16 protein-coding genes are annotated in these 14,076 nt (G+C 66.5%); 13 read left to right on the forward strand and 3 right to left on the reverse strand.

Going from position 1 to position 14,076, the window contains the following annotated elements:
• The 10 genes from FHW64_RS22825 to FHW64_RS22870 all read left to right on the forward strand — a co-directional run.
• A partial coding sequence (locus FHW64_RS22825; protein ID WP_184530500.1) for an aldehyde dehydrogenase family protein occupies window positions 1-233 on the forward strand: 233 nt, incomplete at its 5' end.
• A gap of 16 nt (window positions 234-249) precedes the next feature.
• The gene (locus FHW64_RS22830; RefSeq protein WP_409350644.1) at window positions 250-1,218 is read left to right on the forward strand and encodes a tripartite tricarboxylate transporter substrate binding protein; all 969 of its coding nucleotides are present in this window, start codon (window positions 250-252) and stop codon (window positions 1,216-1,218) included.
• Window position 1,219: 1 nt separating this feature from the next.
• Window positions 1,220-2,143: a 3,4-dihydroxyphenylacetate 2,3-dioxygenase gene (hpaD, locus tag FHW64_RS22835; protein ID WP_184530504.1), complete on the forward strand. Its 924-nt coding sequence runs from the start codon at window positions 1,220-1,222 to the stop codon at window positions 2,141-2,143.
• Window positions 2,144-2,152: 9 nt separating this feature from the next.
• Complete coding sequence (locus FHW64_RS22840) at window positions 2,153-2,557, forward strand: 5-carboxymethyl-2-hydroxymuconate Delta-isomerase (RefSeq protein ID WP_184530506.1); 405 nt, start codon at window positions 2,153-2,155, stop codon at window positions 2,555-2,557.
• A gap of 6 nt (window positions 2,558-2,563) precedes the next feature.
• The gene (hpaH, locus tag FHW64_RS22845; RefSeq protein ID WP_184530508.1) at window positions 2,564-3,367 is read left to right on the forward strand and encodes a 2-oxo-hept-4-ene-1,7-dioate hydratase; all 804 of its coding nucleotides are present in this window, start codon (window positions 2,564-2,566) and stop codon (window positions 3,365-3,367) included.
• 24 nt (window positions 3,368-3,391) lie between these two features.
• On the forward strand, window positions 3,392-4,201 hold the full coding sequence (gene hpaI / locus FHW64_RS22850; protein ID WP_184530510.1) for a 4-hydroxy-2-oxoheptanedioate aldolase: 810 nt from the start codon (window positions 3,392-3,394) through the stop codon (window positions 4,199-4,201).
• Window positions 4,202-4,214: 13 nt separating this feature from the next.
• Complete coding sequence (gene ilvD, locus FHW64_RS22855) at window positions 4,215-5,948, forward strand: dihydroxy-acid dehydratase (protein ID WP_184530512.1); 1,734 nt, start codon at window positions 4,215-4,217, stop codon at window positions 5,946-5,948.
• 21 nt (window positions 5,949-5,969) lie between these two features.
• Window positions 5,970-6,959, forward strand: a complete 990-nt coding sequence (locus FHW64_RS22860) for a Bug family tripartite tricarboxylate transporter substrate binding protein (protein ID WP_184530514.1) — start codon at window positions 5,970-5,972, stop codon at window positions 6,957-6,959.
• A 56-nt stretch (window positions 6,960-7,015) separates the two neighbouring features.
• Window positions 7,016-7,810 (forward strand): class II aldolase/adducin family protein, encoded by a 795-nt coding sequence (locus FHW64_RS22865; RefSeq protein WP_184530516.1) that lies wholly within the window; start codon window positions 7,016-7,018, stop codon window positions 7,808-7,810.
• 17 nt (window positions 7,811-7,827) lie between these two features.
• A complete protein-coding gene (locus tag FHW64_RS22870; RefSeq protein WP_184530518.1) occupies window positions 7,828-8,805 on the forward strand; it encodes a 2-dehydropantoate 2-reductase in 978 nt (325 codons plus the stop codon).
• 16 nt (window positions 8,806-8,821) lie between these two features.
• Here the strand turns inward: FHW64_RS22870 and FHW64_RS22875 are convergent, their stop codons facing one another.
• Together FHW64_RS22875 and alr are read right to left on the reverse strand one after the other, a co-directional pair.
• The gene (locus FHW64_RS22875) at window positions 8,822-9,553 is read right to left on the reverse strand and encodes a hypothetical protein (RefSeq protein WP_184530520.1); all 732 of its coding nucleotides are present in this window, start codon (window positions 9,551-9,553) and stop codon (window positions 8,822-8,824) included.
• Window positions 9,554-9,566: 13 nt separating this feature from the next.
• On the reverse strand, window positions 9,567-10,655 hold the full coding sequence (gene alr / locus FHW64_RS22880) for an alanine racemase (RefSeq protein ID WP_184530522.1): 1,089 nt from the start codon (window positions 10,653-10,655) through the stop codon (window positions 9,567-9,569).
• Window positions 10,656-10,824: 169 nt separating this feature from the next.
• Between alr and lplT the strand changes: the two genes are divergently transcribed.
• From lplT to FHW64_RS22895, 3 genes are read left to right on the forward strand one after another with little or no spacing between them, the layout of a single operon-like run.
• Window positions 10,825-12,129, forward strand: a complete 1,305-nt coding sequence (gene lplT / locus FHW64_RS22885; protein ID WP_184530524.1) for a lysophospholipid transporter LplT — start codon at window positions 10,825-10,827, stop codon at window positions 12,127-12,129.
• A gap of 18 nt (window positions 12,130-12,147) precedes the next feature.
• Window positions 12,148-13,050 (forward strand): DMT family transporter, encoded by a 903-nt coding sequence (locus FHW64_RS22890; protein WP_184530526.1) that lies wholly within the window; start codon window positions 12,148-12,150, stop codon window positions 13,048-13,050.
• A complete protein-coding gene (locus tag FHW64_RS22895; protein WP_184530529.1) occupies window positions 13,047-13,532 on the forward strand; it encodes a glutathione peroxidase in 486 nt (161 codons plus the stop codon). The genes FHW64_RS22890 and FHW64_RS22895 overlap by 4 nt, the downstream gene beginning before the upstream one ends.
• 27 nt (window positions 13,533-13,559) lie before the next feature.
• Here FHW64_RS22895 and FHW64_RS22900 read toward each other — a convergent pair whose 3' ends face one another.
• Window positions 13,560-13,982 carry a carboxypeptidase-like regulatory domain-containing protein gene (locus tag FHW64_RS22900; RefSeq protein WP_184530531.1) on the reverse strand — a complete coding sequence of 141 codons (423 nt, stop codon included), beginning with the start codon at window positions 13,980-13,982 and terminating at the stop codon, window positions 13,560-13,562.
• Between the last annotated feature and the right edge of the window lie 94 nt (window positions 13,983-14,076).

Genomic DNA, 14,076 nt, shown 5'->3' on the forward strand with positions numbered 1-14,076 from the left:
GCTACGTTTGGACCGAGAACATCGGCAAGGCGCATCGCGTCGCTGCTGCGATCGAGGCCGGCATGTGCTTCGTCAACAGCCAGAACGTGCGCGATTTGCGCCAGCCTTTTGGCGGCACCAAGGCATCGGGCACGGGGCGCGAAGGCGGCACTTGGAGCTACGAAGTCTTCTGCGAGCCGAAGAACGTGGCGGTGTCGCTCGGCGGGCATCACATTCCGCACTGGGGGGTTTGAGGCAATGCGTTCTTCGATCTCCCGTCGTTCGCTGTTGCAGGCCGGCACCGCTCTCGGCGCATGGCCGATGCTTGCCGGTGCCCAGTCCGCGTGGCCTGCGAAGCCGGTGCACCTGGTGGTGCCCTTCCCTCCCGGCGGCACGACCGACTTCGTCACCCGGCTGATCGGCACCGAGCTGTCGAAGACGCTCGGCCAGCCGGTGATCATCGACAACAAGCCCGGCGCGGGCACCGTGATCGGCGTGGACTTCGTCGCGAAGTCCGCACCTGACAGCGGCAACTTCGTGACCGTGGCGAACAGCTTCTGCGCCAACCAGACGCTGGTGAAGAAGCTGCCCTACGACACGACGAAGGACCTGCGCCCCGTCGCGCTCATGGGCATGTCGGAGCATGTGCTCGCCACGCACCCCAGCAGTGGCCTGAAGACGCTCGCGGACCTGCGCGCAGCGGCCAAGGCCAAGCCCGGCATGCTGAGCTATGCGTCGTTCGGCAACGGCACGTCGGCGCACCTGTCGGGCGAACTACTCAAGCAGCAGATGGGCATCGACCTCGTGCATGTGCCCTACAAGGGGCAAGGGCCTGCGCTCACCGATCTGCTGGGCGGACAGGTCACGATGATGTTCGGCAACTGGCCCGAGTTCCGCAGCCATGTGCAGGCCGGCAAGCTGGTGGCGCTTGGCATGGCGACGAAGCAGCGTTCGGTCTATGCGCCGGACATTCCGACGCTCGCCGAGCAAGGGGTGCCGGTCGAATCGAATTCGTGGAATGGTCTGCTGGCACCGGCCGCAACGCCCGATGCCGTCGTGCAGCGCATGAACGCCGAGGTGAATCGTGCGCTGGCATCGCCCACCGTGAAGGCTGCTTTTGAAAAGGGCGGCATCGCTTCTCTGTCGGGCACGCCGGCTCAGTTCGCCGAATTCATCCAGAGCGAGATCGCCAAGTACACCGAGGTGATCCGCAAGGGCAACATCACGCTGGAGGCTTGAGATGGGAAAACTTGCCCTGGCCGCCAAGATCACGCACGTTCCCTCGCTGTATCTCAGCGAGCTCGATGGCCCGCGCAAGGGCAGCCGTCAGGCCGCCATCGACGGCCATCGCGAGATCGGCCGCCGCTGTCGCGAACTGGGTGTGGACACCATCGTGGTGTTCGACACGCACTGGCTGGTCAACGCGAGCTACCACTTGAACTGCGCGCCGCATTTCAAGGGCATCTATTCGAGCAACGAGCTGCCGCACTTCATCAGCAACATGCCGTTCGAGATTCCGGGCAATCCGGAGTTGGGCAAGCTGCTGGCGAAGACGTGCAATGAGTGGGGCGTCGAAACGCTCGCACACGATGCGACCACGCTCGGGCCCGAGTACGGCACGCTGGTGCCGATGCGTTACATGAACGAGGACCTGCACTTCAAGGCGATCTGTGTGTCGGCGCTGTGCACGAGCCACTACCTCAACGACAGCGCGCGCCTCGGCTGGGCGATGCGCCGTGCGGTGGAAGACCACTACGACGGCACTGTCGCCTTCTTCGCGAGCGGGTCGCTCTCGCATCGCTTTGCGCAGAACGGGCTCGCGCCGCAGTTCGCGGACCGCATCTGGAGCCCATTGCTCCAACGCATGGATCACGACGTGGTGCAGATGTGGGAGAACGGCGAGTGGGCTGACTTCTGCTCGATGCTGCCGGAGTACGCAGTGAAGGGCCACGGCGAAGGCTTCATGCACGACACCGCGATGGTCCTCGGCGCACTGGGCTGGTCGGCCTACGACGGCAAAGCCGAAGTGGTGACGCCCTACTTCGGCTCGTCGGGCACGGGCCAGATCAACGCGATCTTCCCGGTCACGCCGCAGGATGGCCGCGCCATCCCGAAAGCCCAGGCTTCGAGTGCCGAGGGCTTCCAGGCTGTTTCACGTCTTTGAGGGGCCGCCATGCCGCATCTCGTCATCCTCTACACACCGAACATCGAGCGCGAAACGGACATGACCGCGTTGTGCCGCACGCTGGCCGACACCATGCTCGAGCAGCGTGACGAAGCGGGCAAGCATGTCTTTCCCCCCGGCGGCACGCGCGTGCTCGCCTATCCGGCCGCGCACTATGCGGTGGCCGACGGCAAGGGCGACTACGCCTTCGTCTATCTCAACCTGCGCATGGCTTCGGGCCGAAGCGATGCGGTGAAGAAACGCGCGGGCGACGCGCTGATCGAAAGCGCGAAGCGGCACTTCGAGCCGATCTTCAACAAGCGCCTCATCGGCATCACGCTGAACGTGGACGAAAGCCCCGGCCAGGTGTACGACGCCAAGCACAGCACCCTGCATCCCCTCTTCAACAAATAGATCGCCATGCTCGCCAAGGACGTCATCCAGCAACTCGCAGCCGAGCTGCACGAAAGCGAAAAGTCGCGCGTGCAGGTCGAGCATTTTTCCAAGCGCTTTCCCGAGATGACCATCGAGGACGGCTACGCGATCTCGCGCGAATGGGTGAAGACCAAGATCGCCGAGGGCCGCACGGTGAAGGGCCACAAGATCGGCCTGACATCGCGCGCGATGCAGCAGGCGAGCCAGATCACCGAGCCCGACTACGGCACGCTGCTCGACGACATGTTCTTCGAGCAGGGCGGCGACATTCCCTTCAAGCGATTCATCGCGCCGCGCATCGAGGTCGAGCTGGCCTTCGTGCTCGGCAAGCCGCTCAAAGGGCCGAACGTGACGATCTTCGACGTGCTCGCAGCCACCGACTATGTGGTGCCGGCGATCGAGATCATCGACGCGCGCATCGAGCAGTTCGATCGCAACACCAAGGCCATGCGCAAGGTGTTCGACACCATCGCCGACAACGCGGCGAATGCCGGCATCGTGATGGGCGGCCGACCGGTCAAGCCCGATGCGGTGGACCTGCGCTGGGTGAGCGCCCTGCTCTACAAGAACGGCGTGATCGAGGAATCGGGCGTGGCCGCCGCGGTGCTCAACCATCCGGCCACCGGCGTGGCCTGGCTCGCGAACAAGCTCGCACCTTGGGACGAGCACCTGGAAGCGGGCGAGATCGTGCTCGGCGGCTCGTTCACGCGGCCGACCAACGCGGTGCCCGGCGACACCTTCCATGCCGACTACGGCCCGCTGGGCTCGATCGCCTTCCGCTTCGTCTGAGCGTCATCGACTGAAAGAACCGACATGCAAACCCCCACCAATCTCTTCAAGCAGGCGCTCGCTGAAAAGCGAGCACAGATCGGCCTCTGGCTGGGCCTCGCCGATGCGTACAGCGCTGAAATCTGCGCCGGCGCCGGCTTCGACTGGCTGCTGATCGACGGCGAGCATTCGCCGAACGGGCTCCAGAGCATCCTCCAGCAGTCGCAGGCGATCGCGGCCTATCCGGGCGCAAACGCGATCGCGCGCGTGCCGCTCGGTCACGGTGACGCAGGCGCGGCACTGATCAAGCAATACCTCGACCTCGGCGTGCAGACGCTGCTGGTGCCGATGGTCGACACCGCCGAGCAGGCGAAGGCGATCGTGCGCGCGATGCGCTATCCGCCGCATGGCATCCGCGGCATGGGCGGTGCGCGCGCATCGGGCTGGGGCCGCTATCCGGCGTATGCGAAGGAAGCGAACGACCGCGTCTGCCTGCTGGTGCAGGCCGAGTCGCGCGAAGCGCTCGCGAACCTCGATGCAATCGCGGCGGTCGATGGCGTGGACGGCGTCTTCATCGGCCCGGCCGATCTCTCGGCCTCGATGGGTCACCTCGGCAATTCGGGCCATCCTGAAGTGCAACAAGCCATCGAGGACGCCATCGCGCGCATCAACCGCGCGGGCAAGGCGGCCGGCATCCTGACGCCGGATGAAGCGCTGGCTAAGCACTATCTGGAACTCGGCGCGCTCTTCGTGGCGGTCGGGCTCGACACCAACCTGCTGGTGCGCCACACGACCGCACTCGCCGCGCGCTTCAAGGGCAGCGCCGCGAAGCCGCAATCGGGCGGCACGTACTGATCGCCCGCAGAACATGAGCAACGCCGATTCCCCGCGCAAGCCCTTCCGTTCCGCGATCATCCGCGACGGCGTGATCCGCGCGACGACGCGCAGCTTCCTGCACGCGCTCGGGCAGGACGACGAGGACATCGCGCGCCCGCACATCGGCGTGTTCCACACGGGCGGCGAGATGAGCCCGTGCAACCTGAACCTGCGCGATCAGGCGCAGCACGCCAAGACCGGCATCTACGCTGGCGGCGGCACGCCGCACGAATGCCCGGTGGTGTCGGTGAGCGACGGGCTCACGATGGCGCACTCCGGCATGCGCTTCTCGCTGATCTCGCGAGAGCTGATCGCCGACAGCGTGGAAGCCTCCACGCGCGGCCACCAGTGGGACGGCATCTTCGGCATCGGCGCCTGCGACAAGAACCTGCCGGGCCTGATGATGGGCATGGTCCGCTGCAACGTGCCGAGCGTGTTCGTGCACGGCGGCTCCGCGTTGCCGGGGCAGACGCCGGGCCCGGATGGCCGCGACATCAACGTGGTCGACACCTACGAGACCATCGGCAAGGTGCTGGCCGGCGATGCGACGGCGGATGATCTCGAAGCGATGAGCCGTGCGTGCCTGCCTACCGCCGGTGCGTGCGCCGGGCAGTTCACCGCGAACACGATGGGCATGGTCTCCGAAGCGCTCGGGCTCGCGCCGATCGGCTCCAGCATGGTCCCGGCGGTGTTCAGCGAGCGCGCGCCGCTGATGCGCCGTGCCGCGAAGGCGCTGATGCGCGCGGTGATGAACGACGGGCCTCTGCCGCGCGACATCGTGACGCGCAAGGCGCTGGAAAACGCCTGCGCGGTGGTCTCCGCCACCGGCGGATCGACCAATGCGGCGCTGCACCTGCCGGCGATTGCGCACGAAGCCGGCGTGAAGTTCCATCTCGACGATGTCGCCGAAGTCTTCGCGCGCACGCCGCTCATCGCTGACCTGCGGCCGGGCGGCCAGTACCTCGCGCGGGACGTGTACTACATCGGCGGCGCGGGCGTGATCCTGCGCACGCTGCTCGAACAGGGCTACCTGCACGGCGATGCGATGACCTTCACCGGCCGCACGCTGGCCGAGGAACTATCCGATGCAGCCGAGCCCGATGGCCGCGTGGTGCGCCGGGCCGGCGATGCGATTTCGCGCGACGGCGGGCTGGCAGTGCTCAAGGGCAATCTTTGCCCCGACGGTGCGTTGCTCAAGACGGCCGGCCTGAAGACGCTGGTGCATCGCGGGCCGGCGCGGGTCTTCGATTCGGAGGAAGAAGCACAAACGGCGGTGCAGAACCGCCGCTACGAGCCGGGTGACGTGATCGTCATCCGCAACGAGGGGCCCAAAGGAAGCCCCGGCATGCGCGAGATGCTCGGCATCACCGCGCTGCTCTACGGGCAGGGCATGGGCGACAAGGTGGCGTTGCTCACCGACGGGCGCTTTTCCGGTGCGACGCGCGGCCTGTGTATCGGCTACGCGGGGCCGGAGGCGGCGGACGGCGGGCCGATCGCGGCGCTGACAAACGGCGATGTGATCGCGATCGATGCGCGGCCGGATGCGCGCAGCATCACGGTCGAACTGACGGACGCGGAAATCGCGGAAAGGCTCGCGAAACGTCAGGTAAACGCGGGGGTGCGGCACGGGGGCTTGCTGGAAAAATACGCGCACACCGTGCGTCCGGCTCACCAGGGCGCGGTGACCCACTCGGGTGCAGTCACGTGGCTGCGCGACGAGTCTTAAGCAACACCCCTTGGAGACACCATGATCCTCACTCGCCGCAGCCTGCTGCAAACCACCGGCGCTTCCGCATTGCTTGCCAGCATCGGCCAGCAGGCCTTTGCGCAGGCGGGCTTCGAGACCGCGCGCATCATCACCGGCTTCGCGGCCGGCGGCACCTCGGACACCACCTGCCGCCGCCTTGCGACGGCGATGACCCCGGGCTATGCGAAGTCGGTCGTGGTCGAAAACAAGACCGGCGCCGGCGGCCAGATCGCCGTGAGCTACGTGAAGACCCAGCCGGCCGACGGCGCGACGATCCTGCAGACGCCGACCTCGATCCTCACGATCTACCCGCACATCTACAAGAAGCTGCCGTACGACCCGGTGAACGATCTGTCGCCGGTGTCGCTGGCCTGCGTGTTCGACTTCGGCTTCGCGGTCGGCCCGGCGGTGCCGCTGAGCGTGAAGACGGTTCCGGAATTCCTGCAGTGGGTGAAGGCCAACCCGACCGCGGGCAACTTCGGCTCGCCCGCCGCAGGCTCGACGCCGCACTTCATCGGTGCGCTGCTCGGCAAGAGCGCGGGCCTGGAGCTCAAGCACGCCGCCTATCGCGGCACGCAGCCCGCGATGCTGGACCTGCTGGGCGGCAACATCTCGGCGGTGTCGGGCCCGATCGGCGACATCATGCAGCACCTGCCCACTGGCAAGGTGCGCATCCTCGGCGTCTCGGGCGAGAAGCGCAGCCGCTTCGTGCCGGACGTGCCGACCTTCGGCGAGCAGGGCCTCAAGAACATGGCGCACAGCGAGTGGTTCGCCTTCCTGCTGCCGGCGAAGGCGTCGAACGACGTGGTCAGCCGGCTGAACACCGCGATGAAGACGGCGCTGGCGCAGAAGGATGTGATCGATGGGCTCGCGGGGTTCGGTCTGGAGGCGATGTCGTCGTCGCCGGGCGAACTGGCGGACCTGTTGAAGAAAGACACGGCCAAGTGGGCCCCCATCGTGAAGGAAATCGGCTTCACGGCTGAAAGCTGACCCTCGCGCGCACTGAAGGCGCCGGGGGAGATTGTTGGAACTTTGAAGGAAGCGATATGAGCAGCATCCCCTCCCCCACCGCGCCTTCGGCGCTTGTGCATCCGGCCATCCATCCCGACGAGCGCGCGGCGCGGCTGCAGCTCGCGGCCTGCTACCGCGTGTTCGCGATGCTCGGATGGACCGAGATGATCTACAACCACATCACGGTGCGCCTGCCGGACAGCGTCACCGGTGGCGAGAAGCAGTTCCTCATCAACCCGTTCGGCCTGCACTACAGCGAGGTCACGGCGAGCAACCTGGTCAAGATCGACCTGCACGGCAACGTGCTCGATGGTTCGACTTATCCGGTCAATCCGGCCGGCTTCACGGTGCATGCGGCGATCCATGACGGCCTGCCTGACGCGCACTGCGTGATGCACACGCACACCACCGCCGGCGTGGCGGTGGCCTGCCTGCAGGGCGGTCTGCAGCAGACCAACTTCTATACGGCGCAGTTGCACGACATGGTCGCGTACCACGACTTCGAGGGCATCACGATCCATGCCGACGAAGGGCCGCGCCTGCTCACGAGCATCGGCCACAAGCCGGCGGTGATCCTGCGCAACCACGGCCTGCTGGCTTGGGGCCAGACGCTGCCGCAGACGTTTGCGATTCTCTGGACGCTGCAGCGCGCCTGCGAGATCCAGATGGCGACGTTCTCGATGGGTGCGGCGATCCCGGTGTCGGAAGACATCGCCCGCAGGTGCACGCGCGATGCGCTGCAATTCAATCCCAATCACGGCGCGGGGCAGGACGTGTTCGACGCGCTCGTCCGCCAGGTCGATCGCATTGACGCCACGTACAAGAACTGAAGGCTCGGACTGAAATCATGAAGGTTTGCATCTACGGCGCCGGCGCCATCGGCGGCTGGATCGGCGCGAAGCTTGCGCAAGTGGGCTGCGAGCTCGACGTGGTCGCGCGCGGCGCGACGCTCGAAGCGCTGAAGCGCGATGGACTCACGCTGGTGAGTGGCGACAAGCGCGTCACCGTGCCGGTCAATGCCAGCGACGATCCGGCTGCGCTCGGCGTGCAGCAACTGGTAATCGTCGCGGTGAAGGCACCGGCACTCCCCGCGGTCGCAGAACGCATCGCGCCGCTGCTGGGCCCGGACACCATCGTGCTCACCGCGATGAACGGCGTGCCGTGGTGGTTCCTGCAAGGCGGTTTCGGTGGCCCGGTTGCTGGCGCGCAGTTGCAGGCGGTCGATCCGGGCGGAAAGATCGATGCGGGAATTCCGGCCAAGCACGTCGTCGGTTGCGTGGTGCATTGCAGCTGCTCGCTCGACGCGCCGGGCGTGGTGCGGCATCACTTCGGCAACGGGCTCATCATCGGCGAGCCTTCCGGCGAATCGACGTCTCGCGTTCAGGCGCTCGGCGAACTCCTCGCGCGCGCAGGCATCGACACCCGCATCTCGCCGCAGATCCAGAAAGACGTCTGGTACAAGCTCTGGGGCAACATGACGGTCAACCCGATAAGCATGTTGACCGGCGCGACGACGGACCTGATCCTCAACGACGACCTCGTGCGCGGCCTGATCTCCACGATCATGCTGGAGGCCAAGGACATCGGCGCCCGCATCGGCGTGCCGATCGCAGAAAGCCCCGAAGACCGTCACGTAGTGACGCGCAAGCTCGGCGCTTTCAAGACCTCGATGCTGCAGGACGTGGAAGCCAGCCGCGCGGTGGAACTCGACGCGCTGGTGTCGGCGGTGCGCGAACTCGGACAGCTGGCCGGTGTGCAGACGCCGTTCACCGACGCCTTGCTGGGTCTGGCGCGGCTTCGGGCGCGACAGTTGGGGCTTTACTGACCCCGGCTTGAAGCACTCAGCGGTGGAGCAGTTGATGCACCGCCGCGGGTAGCGAATTCACCTGCGGCATGAAGCGGTCGATGACCGCGCCGAGCACCACTGCGCAGAACAGTGCACCCAGCAGCGGCTTCCAGGTGAGCCGCACCGCGACAGTGAGCCAGCCTTCGCGCGCGACTCTTATCGCGGCACGCGCGGAGACGTACGAGAACGCGAGTTCGATCGCCACCGCGAGCAGCGCATCCCAGCCGAAATAGAGCAAGGCGAGCGCGCCTGCGCCGAACACGATCGCGGCGCAGATCAGGAAGATCGCGACCACGGGCACCACGATCACGACGCCTTCGTCGACGCTGCCCGCCGCTTCGAGCGCGCCGCTCGCGATATCGGATGCGCCGGTGCCGGAGGGATGATGGATCGCGCTGGCGCCGCTCGAACGCGGTGAATTCCATTCGAAGACGCCCGGATCCGGCACGTCGGGATTAAATTGCGCATTGCGCCGAACCAGCCGCTCGGCCCACCACCGCAGCACCAGCAGGTAGGCGCCGTAGCCCGCGCCCAACGCCACCACGTAGCGCACTGCCAGCGAATCGACGCCGAACAGCATCAGCAGATGCGAAACCATCCACGTCACCAGCAACGTGAGAGTGCCGATCAACAGCCCGTGCGCGCGCAGGTTGTAGGTGCGATGCAGTTCGCGCTCGACCTTTGTTTCCCAGACGCGTACCGATGCCCAGTCCGACAGGATCCTCAAGCGGGCGCTCCGATCAGTCGGCCGCGACCGGCACGCGCTGCGCGACCGCGCACATCAGCTCGTAGCCGACGGTGCCCGCCGCCTGCGCGACTTCGTCGATGGAGAGCACCGCGCCGTTCGATGCGCGGCCCCACAGCGTGACCTCGCTGCCGAAGCCCGCATCGGGCACTGGGGTGAGGTCGACGGTGACCATGTCCATGCTCACGCGCCCGACCATGCGGGTGCGCACGCCGTTGACCAGCACCGGGGTTCCGGTGTCGCAGTGCCTCGGATAGCCGTCGCCGTAGCCGACCGCCGCGACGCCGACGCGCAGCGGTCCGTCGGCGGTGAATCGCGATCCGTAGCCGATCGTGTCGCCGGCCTTGAGGGTCTGCACCGAGATCAGCTTGGTCGAGAGCGTCATGCTGGGCTGGAGCTGCCAGTGCGCCGCGTCGTGCTCGGGAAAATCCGGCGCGCTTCCGTACAGCAGGATTCCCGGTCGCACCCAATCGGCGCGTGCCGCCGCCGAGTGGCGAAGGGTGGCGGCGCTGTTGGCGACCGAGCGCTCGCCCGGCAGGTCGCGCGTGGCCTCGTCGAACACTTCGACCTGGTGCGCGATGCCGCGCGAGCCGTCGGCGTCGCTGAAGTGGGTCATCAGCGAGATTTCGTCGACCTGCGGCAGTGCATTGAGCCGCGTCCATGCGGCGCGGAAGCGCTCGGGGGTGAAGCCAAGCCGGTTCATGCCGGAATTCATTTTGAGAAAGACGCGGTGCGGCACCTGCGTCTTGTGTGCGGCCAGCCAGTCGATCTGCGCATCGCAGTGCACCGCGTGCCAGAGATCGAGGCGCGAACAGAGTTCGAGATCGCGCGGCTCGAACACGCCTTCCAGCAGCAGCACCGGGCCGCGCCAGCCGAGCGATCGGATCCGTTCAGCTTCGTTCAGGTCCAGCAGCGCAAAGCCGTCAGCTGCCCGGAAGGCGTCGAAGACGCGCTCGATCCCGTGCCCGTAGGCGTTGGCTTTGACGACCGCCCAGACGCGCGAATCGAGCGCCGCGCGGCGCGCGCGATCGAGGTTGTGTTGCAACGCAGCGGAATGGATGGTGGCGAGGATCGGACGCGGCACGGCAAAAAAACCTTGGAGAAAGCTGAAAACACGCACATAAACATGCCCCGCGCTACGGGACTTCGCGCGATTTTGACATCGCACCCCCATGCTATAACCGCGCAGCCGCCGTTGAAGCGGCCCCTCTTCCACCATCGCCAGATTTCGTTGCTGGCCAGTCTGCCCATCGATGAAGCGCGGTTTCTACACGATCATGTCGGCCCAGTTCTTTTCGTCACTGGCCGACAACGCGCTTTTCGTGGCTGCCGTCGAACTCATGCGAAGCAGCGGCGCGCCGGAATGGCAGCGCGCCGCGCTGGTGCCGATCTTCACCATCTTCTACGTGGCATTCGCGCCGCTGGTGGGGGCCTTTGCCGACGCGTTGCCCAAGGGCAAGGTGATGTTCATCAGCAATGCGATCAAGGTGGTCGGCTGCGTGATGATGTTGTTCGGCTCGCATCCGCTGTTCGCCTACGCCATCGTCGGGCTCGGTGCGGCGGCGTATTCGCCGGCCAAGTACGGCATCCTGACCGAGCTGCTGCCGGCGTCGCAGCTGGTCAAGGCCAACGGCTGGATCGAAGGCCTGACGATCGCTTCGATCATTCTCGGCATCGTGCTCGGCGGGCAGCTCGTCGGCCACACGCTCTCCAGCCACCTGCTCGCGTTCGACTTCCCGCTCATCGACACCGGCATCGACTCGCCCCCCGAGGCGGCGATCGCGACGCTGATCCTGGTGTATGTCGTCGCGGCCTGGTTCAACACGCGGATTCCGGACACCGGCGTCGAGATGCGCCCGCTGCGCGCCAATCCGCAGCACGGCCTGGTGCGCAACATCGTCGCGCTGCTGCCGGACTTCTGGCACTGCAATTCGCGTCTGTGGCGCGACAAGCTCGGCCAGATCTCGCTGGCGACCACCACGCTGTTCTGGGGCGCGGGCGGCAACCTGAAGTACATCGTGCTGGCCTGGGCATCGCTCGCGCTGGGCTACAACACCGCGCAGGCTTCGTCGCTGACGGGCGTGGTCGCGATCGGCACCGCCATCGGCGCGGTGGTGGCCTCGGTACGCATGCGGCTGGACATGGCCACCCGCGTGATTCCGCTGGGCATCGGCATGGGCATCCTGGTGATGGCGATGAACTTCATCGGCAACATCTGGGTGGCGGTGCCGTTCCTGATCCTGCTGGGCGGCCTGGGCGGCTTCCTGGTGGTGCCGATGAACGCGCTGCTGCAGCACCGCGGGCACAACCTGATGGGCGCTGGCCGCTCGATCGCGGTGCAGAACTTCAACGAGCAGGCCTGCATCCTGATCCTCGGCGCGTTCTACAGCGCCTGCACCGGGTTGGGCCTGTCGGCATACGCGGCAATCACCGCCTTCGGGGTCGTGGTGGCCGGGTTCATGTGGCTCATCAAGCGCTGGCACCAGAGAAATCTCCGCAAGTACCCCGAAGAGGTCGAACACCTCTTGGCCATCGCCCGCAGCGACAAGCATCACTGATTCCGGATCTCGACTGTCTTGGCTGCGCTTGCGCTTGTGTTCAACGCCTTCGTCTGGGGCGTTTCATGGATTCCCTTCCGGCAGATCGAGGCCCATGGCCTGCACCCGGTCTGGACGACTTTCCTGGTCTACGTCGTCATCGCCACGGTGATCGCGGTGCTGCGCCGCAGCATGTGGCACATGTTCGTCCAGCATCCGGGGCTGGTGCTGCTCGGGCTGGCTGCGGGGCTGACCAATGTCGGGTTCAACTGGGCGGTGACGCAGGGCGACGTGGTTCGCGTGGTGCTGCTGTTCTATCTGATGCCGCTCTGGAGCGTTCTGCTTGCGTGGGCGCTGCTCGGTGAGCGCCCGACCGTATCGGCTCTCGCACGCGTGACGCTGGCGCTGGTGGGCGTGGCCGTCGTGCTGAAGACGCCGGAGGTCGAATGGCCGGTCCCGTCGAGCTTGCCGGATTGGCTCGGCGTGGCCGCGGGCTTCTGCTTCGCAGTGACGAACATCCTGCTGCGCGGCCTGCGCCACGCACCGGGCGAATCACGCGCGCTGGCGATGTTCGGCGGCTGCGCGCTGGTGGCAGGCACGACCGCGATCGCCGGAACCGCGCTGGGTGCCATGCACGCACCGGTGTGGACCGAGACCGGCTGGTGGGGCTGGGCCGCGGTGCTCGGCACTGGCTTCGTCTTCGCCAACATCTGCCTGCAATACGGCGCAGCGCGGCTCGCGGGCAACGTGACGGCGGTGATCATGCTGTCAGAGGTGCTGTTCGCGAGCGTATCGTCGGTTGCCCTCGGTGCGGCAACCATGAGCGCGCATATCTGGGCCGGCGGCGCGCTGATCGTTCTGGCGGCCGCATGGTCGGCGTTTGCGCGATCGCCAGGCGACACGGATGATGACCGGTCCGCATTCCAGAAAGAATCTCCATGACGAGCGTGTACGACTTCGAAGCCAAGCAGATCGACGGCAAGCCTGTTTCGCTTTCCGAGTTCAGGGGCAAGGTGCTGCTCATCGTCAACACGGCGAGCGAGTGCGGCTTCACGCCGCAGTTCGCGGGCCTCGAGGCGCTCTACGAGAAGTTCGGGCCCAAGGGGCTGACGGTGCTTGGTTTTCCGTCGAACCAGTTCGGCAAGCAGGACCCGGGAACCAACGAGGAGATCAGCGCCTTCTGCACCCGCAACTACGGCGTGAGCTTTCCGATGATGGAAAAGATCGAGGTCAATGGCCCGGGCGCTGCGCCGCTCTACAAGTGGCTGGTGAAGGAAGCGCGGGGCATTCTCGGCAGCGCGGCCATCAAGTGGAACTTCACCAAGTTCCTGATCGGGAAGGACGGGCAGGTGATCAAGCGCTACGCGCCGATCGACAAGCCCGAATCCATCAGCGGTGACATCGAGGCCGCGCTCGCGGCCTGAGCCCCGCGTCGAGCCCGCAGAAGCGGGTCAGAAGCGGAAGTCGGCGGTCTTCGAGCCGTTGCCCAGCGACACCACCTGCGACTTGGTCACGCCTTCGCTCGCTGCCGCAACGGTGTAGCGGCCGGCCGGCAGGTCCACCAGGCAGACCGGCCCGTCAGCGCGCATCGACAGCGCCGTGCTGCCCTGAGCGTCAGTCACCGTGACCTGCACGTCCGCCAGATAGGCGCCGCTCGCACGCGCGAACAGCAGCGACAGCGGGTGGTCCTTCATCGCGGCGCGCATCGCGTCGGATTCTTCGGAGCCGACGCCGCCGCACACGTAGCGGGCGGCGCCCAGCGTCTTCATCGACGGCGCGAGGACCGGTGTCTGCGCCTGCACCATCCATGGCGCAAGCGCGCACGCGCACACCGTGGCGGCGCGTGCCAGTGTCTGGATGGAAGTCCGTTTCATCGAATCACTCCGGTGGTGAAACACGCGGGAATGTTCGCGCCCGACCCGGGCCTTCGGGGTCAGACCAGACCCCCAGTCCTTGTGCGATCAGGCG

Source organism: Variovorax sp. Sphag1AA, from assembly GCF_014192575.1.
Taxonomy (GTDB): Bacteria; Pseudomonadota; Gammaproteobacteria; order Burkholderiales; family Burkholderiaceae_C; genus Variovorax.

What these genes read in the sequence shown, in the direction of transcription:
- hpaD (WP_184530504.1), top strand. Translation starts at nt 1,220, where the DNA reads ATGGGAAAACTTGCCCTGGCCGCCAAGATCACGCACGTTCCCTCGCTG.
- FHW64_RS22860 (WP_184530514.1), top strand. Translation starts at nt 5,970, where the DNA reads ATGATCCTCACTCGCCGCAGCCTGCTGCAAACCACCGGCGCTTCCGCA.
- lplT (WP_184530524.1), top strand. Translation starts at nt 10,825, where the DNA reads ATGAAGCGCGGTTTCTACACGATCATGTCGGCCCAGTTCTTTTCGTCA.
- FHW64_RS22870 (WP_184530518.1), top strand. Translation starts at nt 7,828, where the DNA reads ATGAAGGTTTGCATCTACGGCGCCGGCGCCATCGGCGGCTGGATCGGC.
- hpaH (WP_184530508.1), top strand. Translation starts at nt 2,564, where the DNA reads ATGCTCGCCAAGGACGTCATCCAGCAACTCGCAGCCGAGCTGCACGAA.
- FHW64_RS22900 (WP_184530531.1), bottom strand. Translation starts at nt 13,982, where the DNA reads ATGAAACGGACTTCCATCCAGACACTGGCACGCGCCGCCACGGTGTGC.
- FHW64_RS22840 (WP_184530506.1), top strand. Translation starts at nt 2,153, where the DNA reads ATGCCGCATCTCGTCATCCTCTACACACCGAACATCGAGCGCGAAACG.
- FHW64_RS22865 (WP_184530516.1), top strand. Translation starts at nt 7,016, where the DNA reads ATGAGCAGCATCCCCTCCCCCACCGCGCCTTCGGCGCTTGTGCATCCG.
- hpaI (WP_184530510.1), top strand. Translation starts at nt 3,392, where the DNA reads ATGCAAACCCCCACCAATCTCTTCAAGCAGGCGCTCGCTGAAAAGCGA.
- ilvD (WP_184530512.1), top strand. Translation starts at nt 4,215, where the DNA reads ATGAGCAACGCCGATTCCCCGCGCAAGCCCTTCCGTTCCGCGATCATC.
- FHW64_RS22895 (WP_184530529.1), top strand. Translation starts at nt 13,047, where the DNA reads ATGACGAGCGTGTACGACTTCGAAGCCAAGCAGATCGACGGCAAGCCT.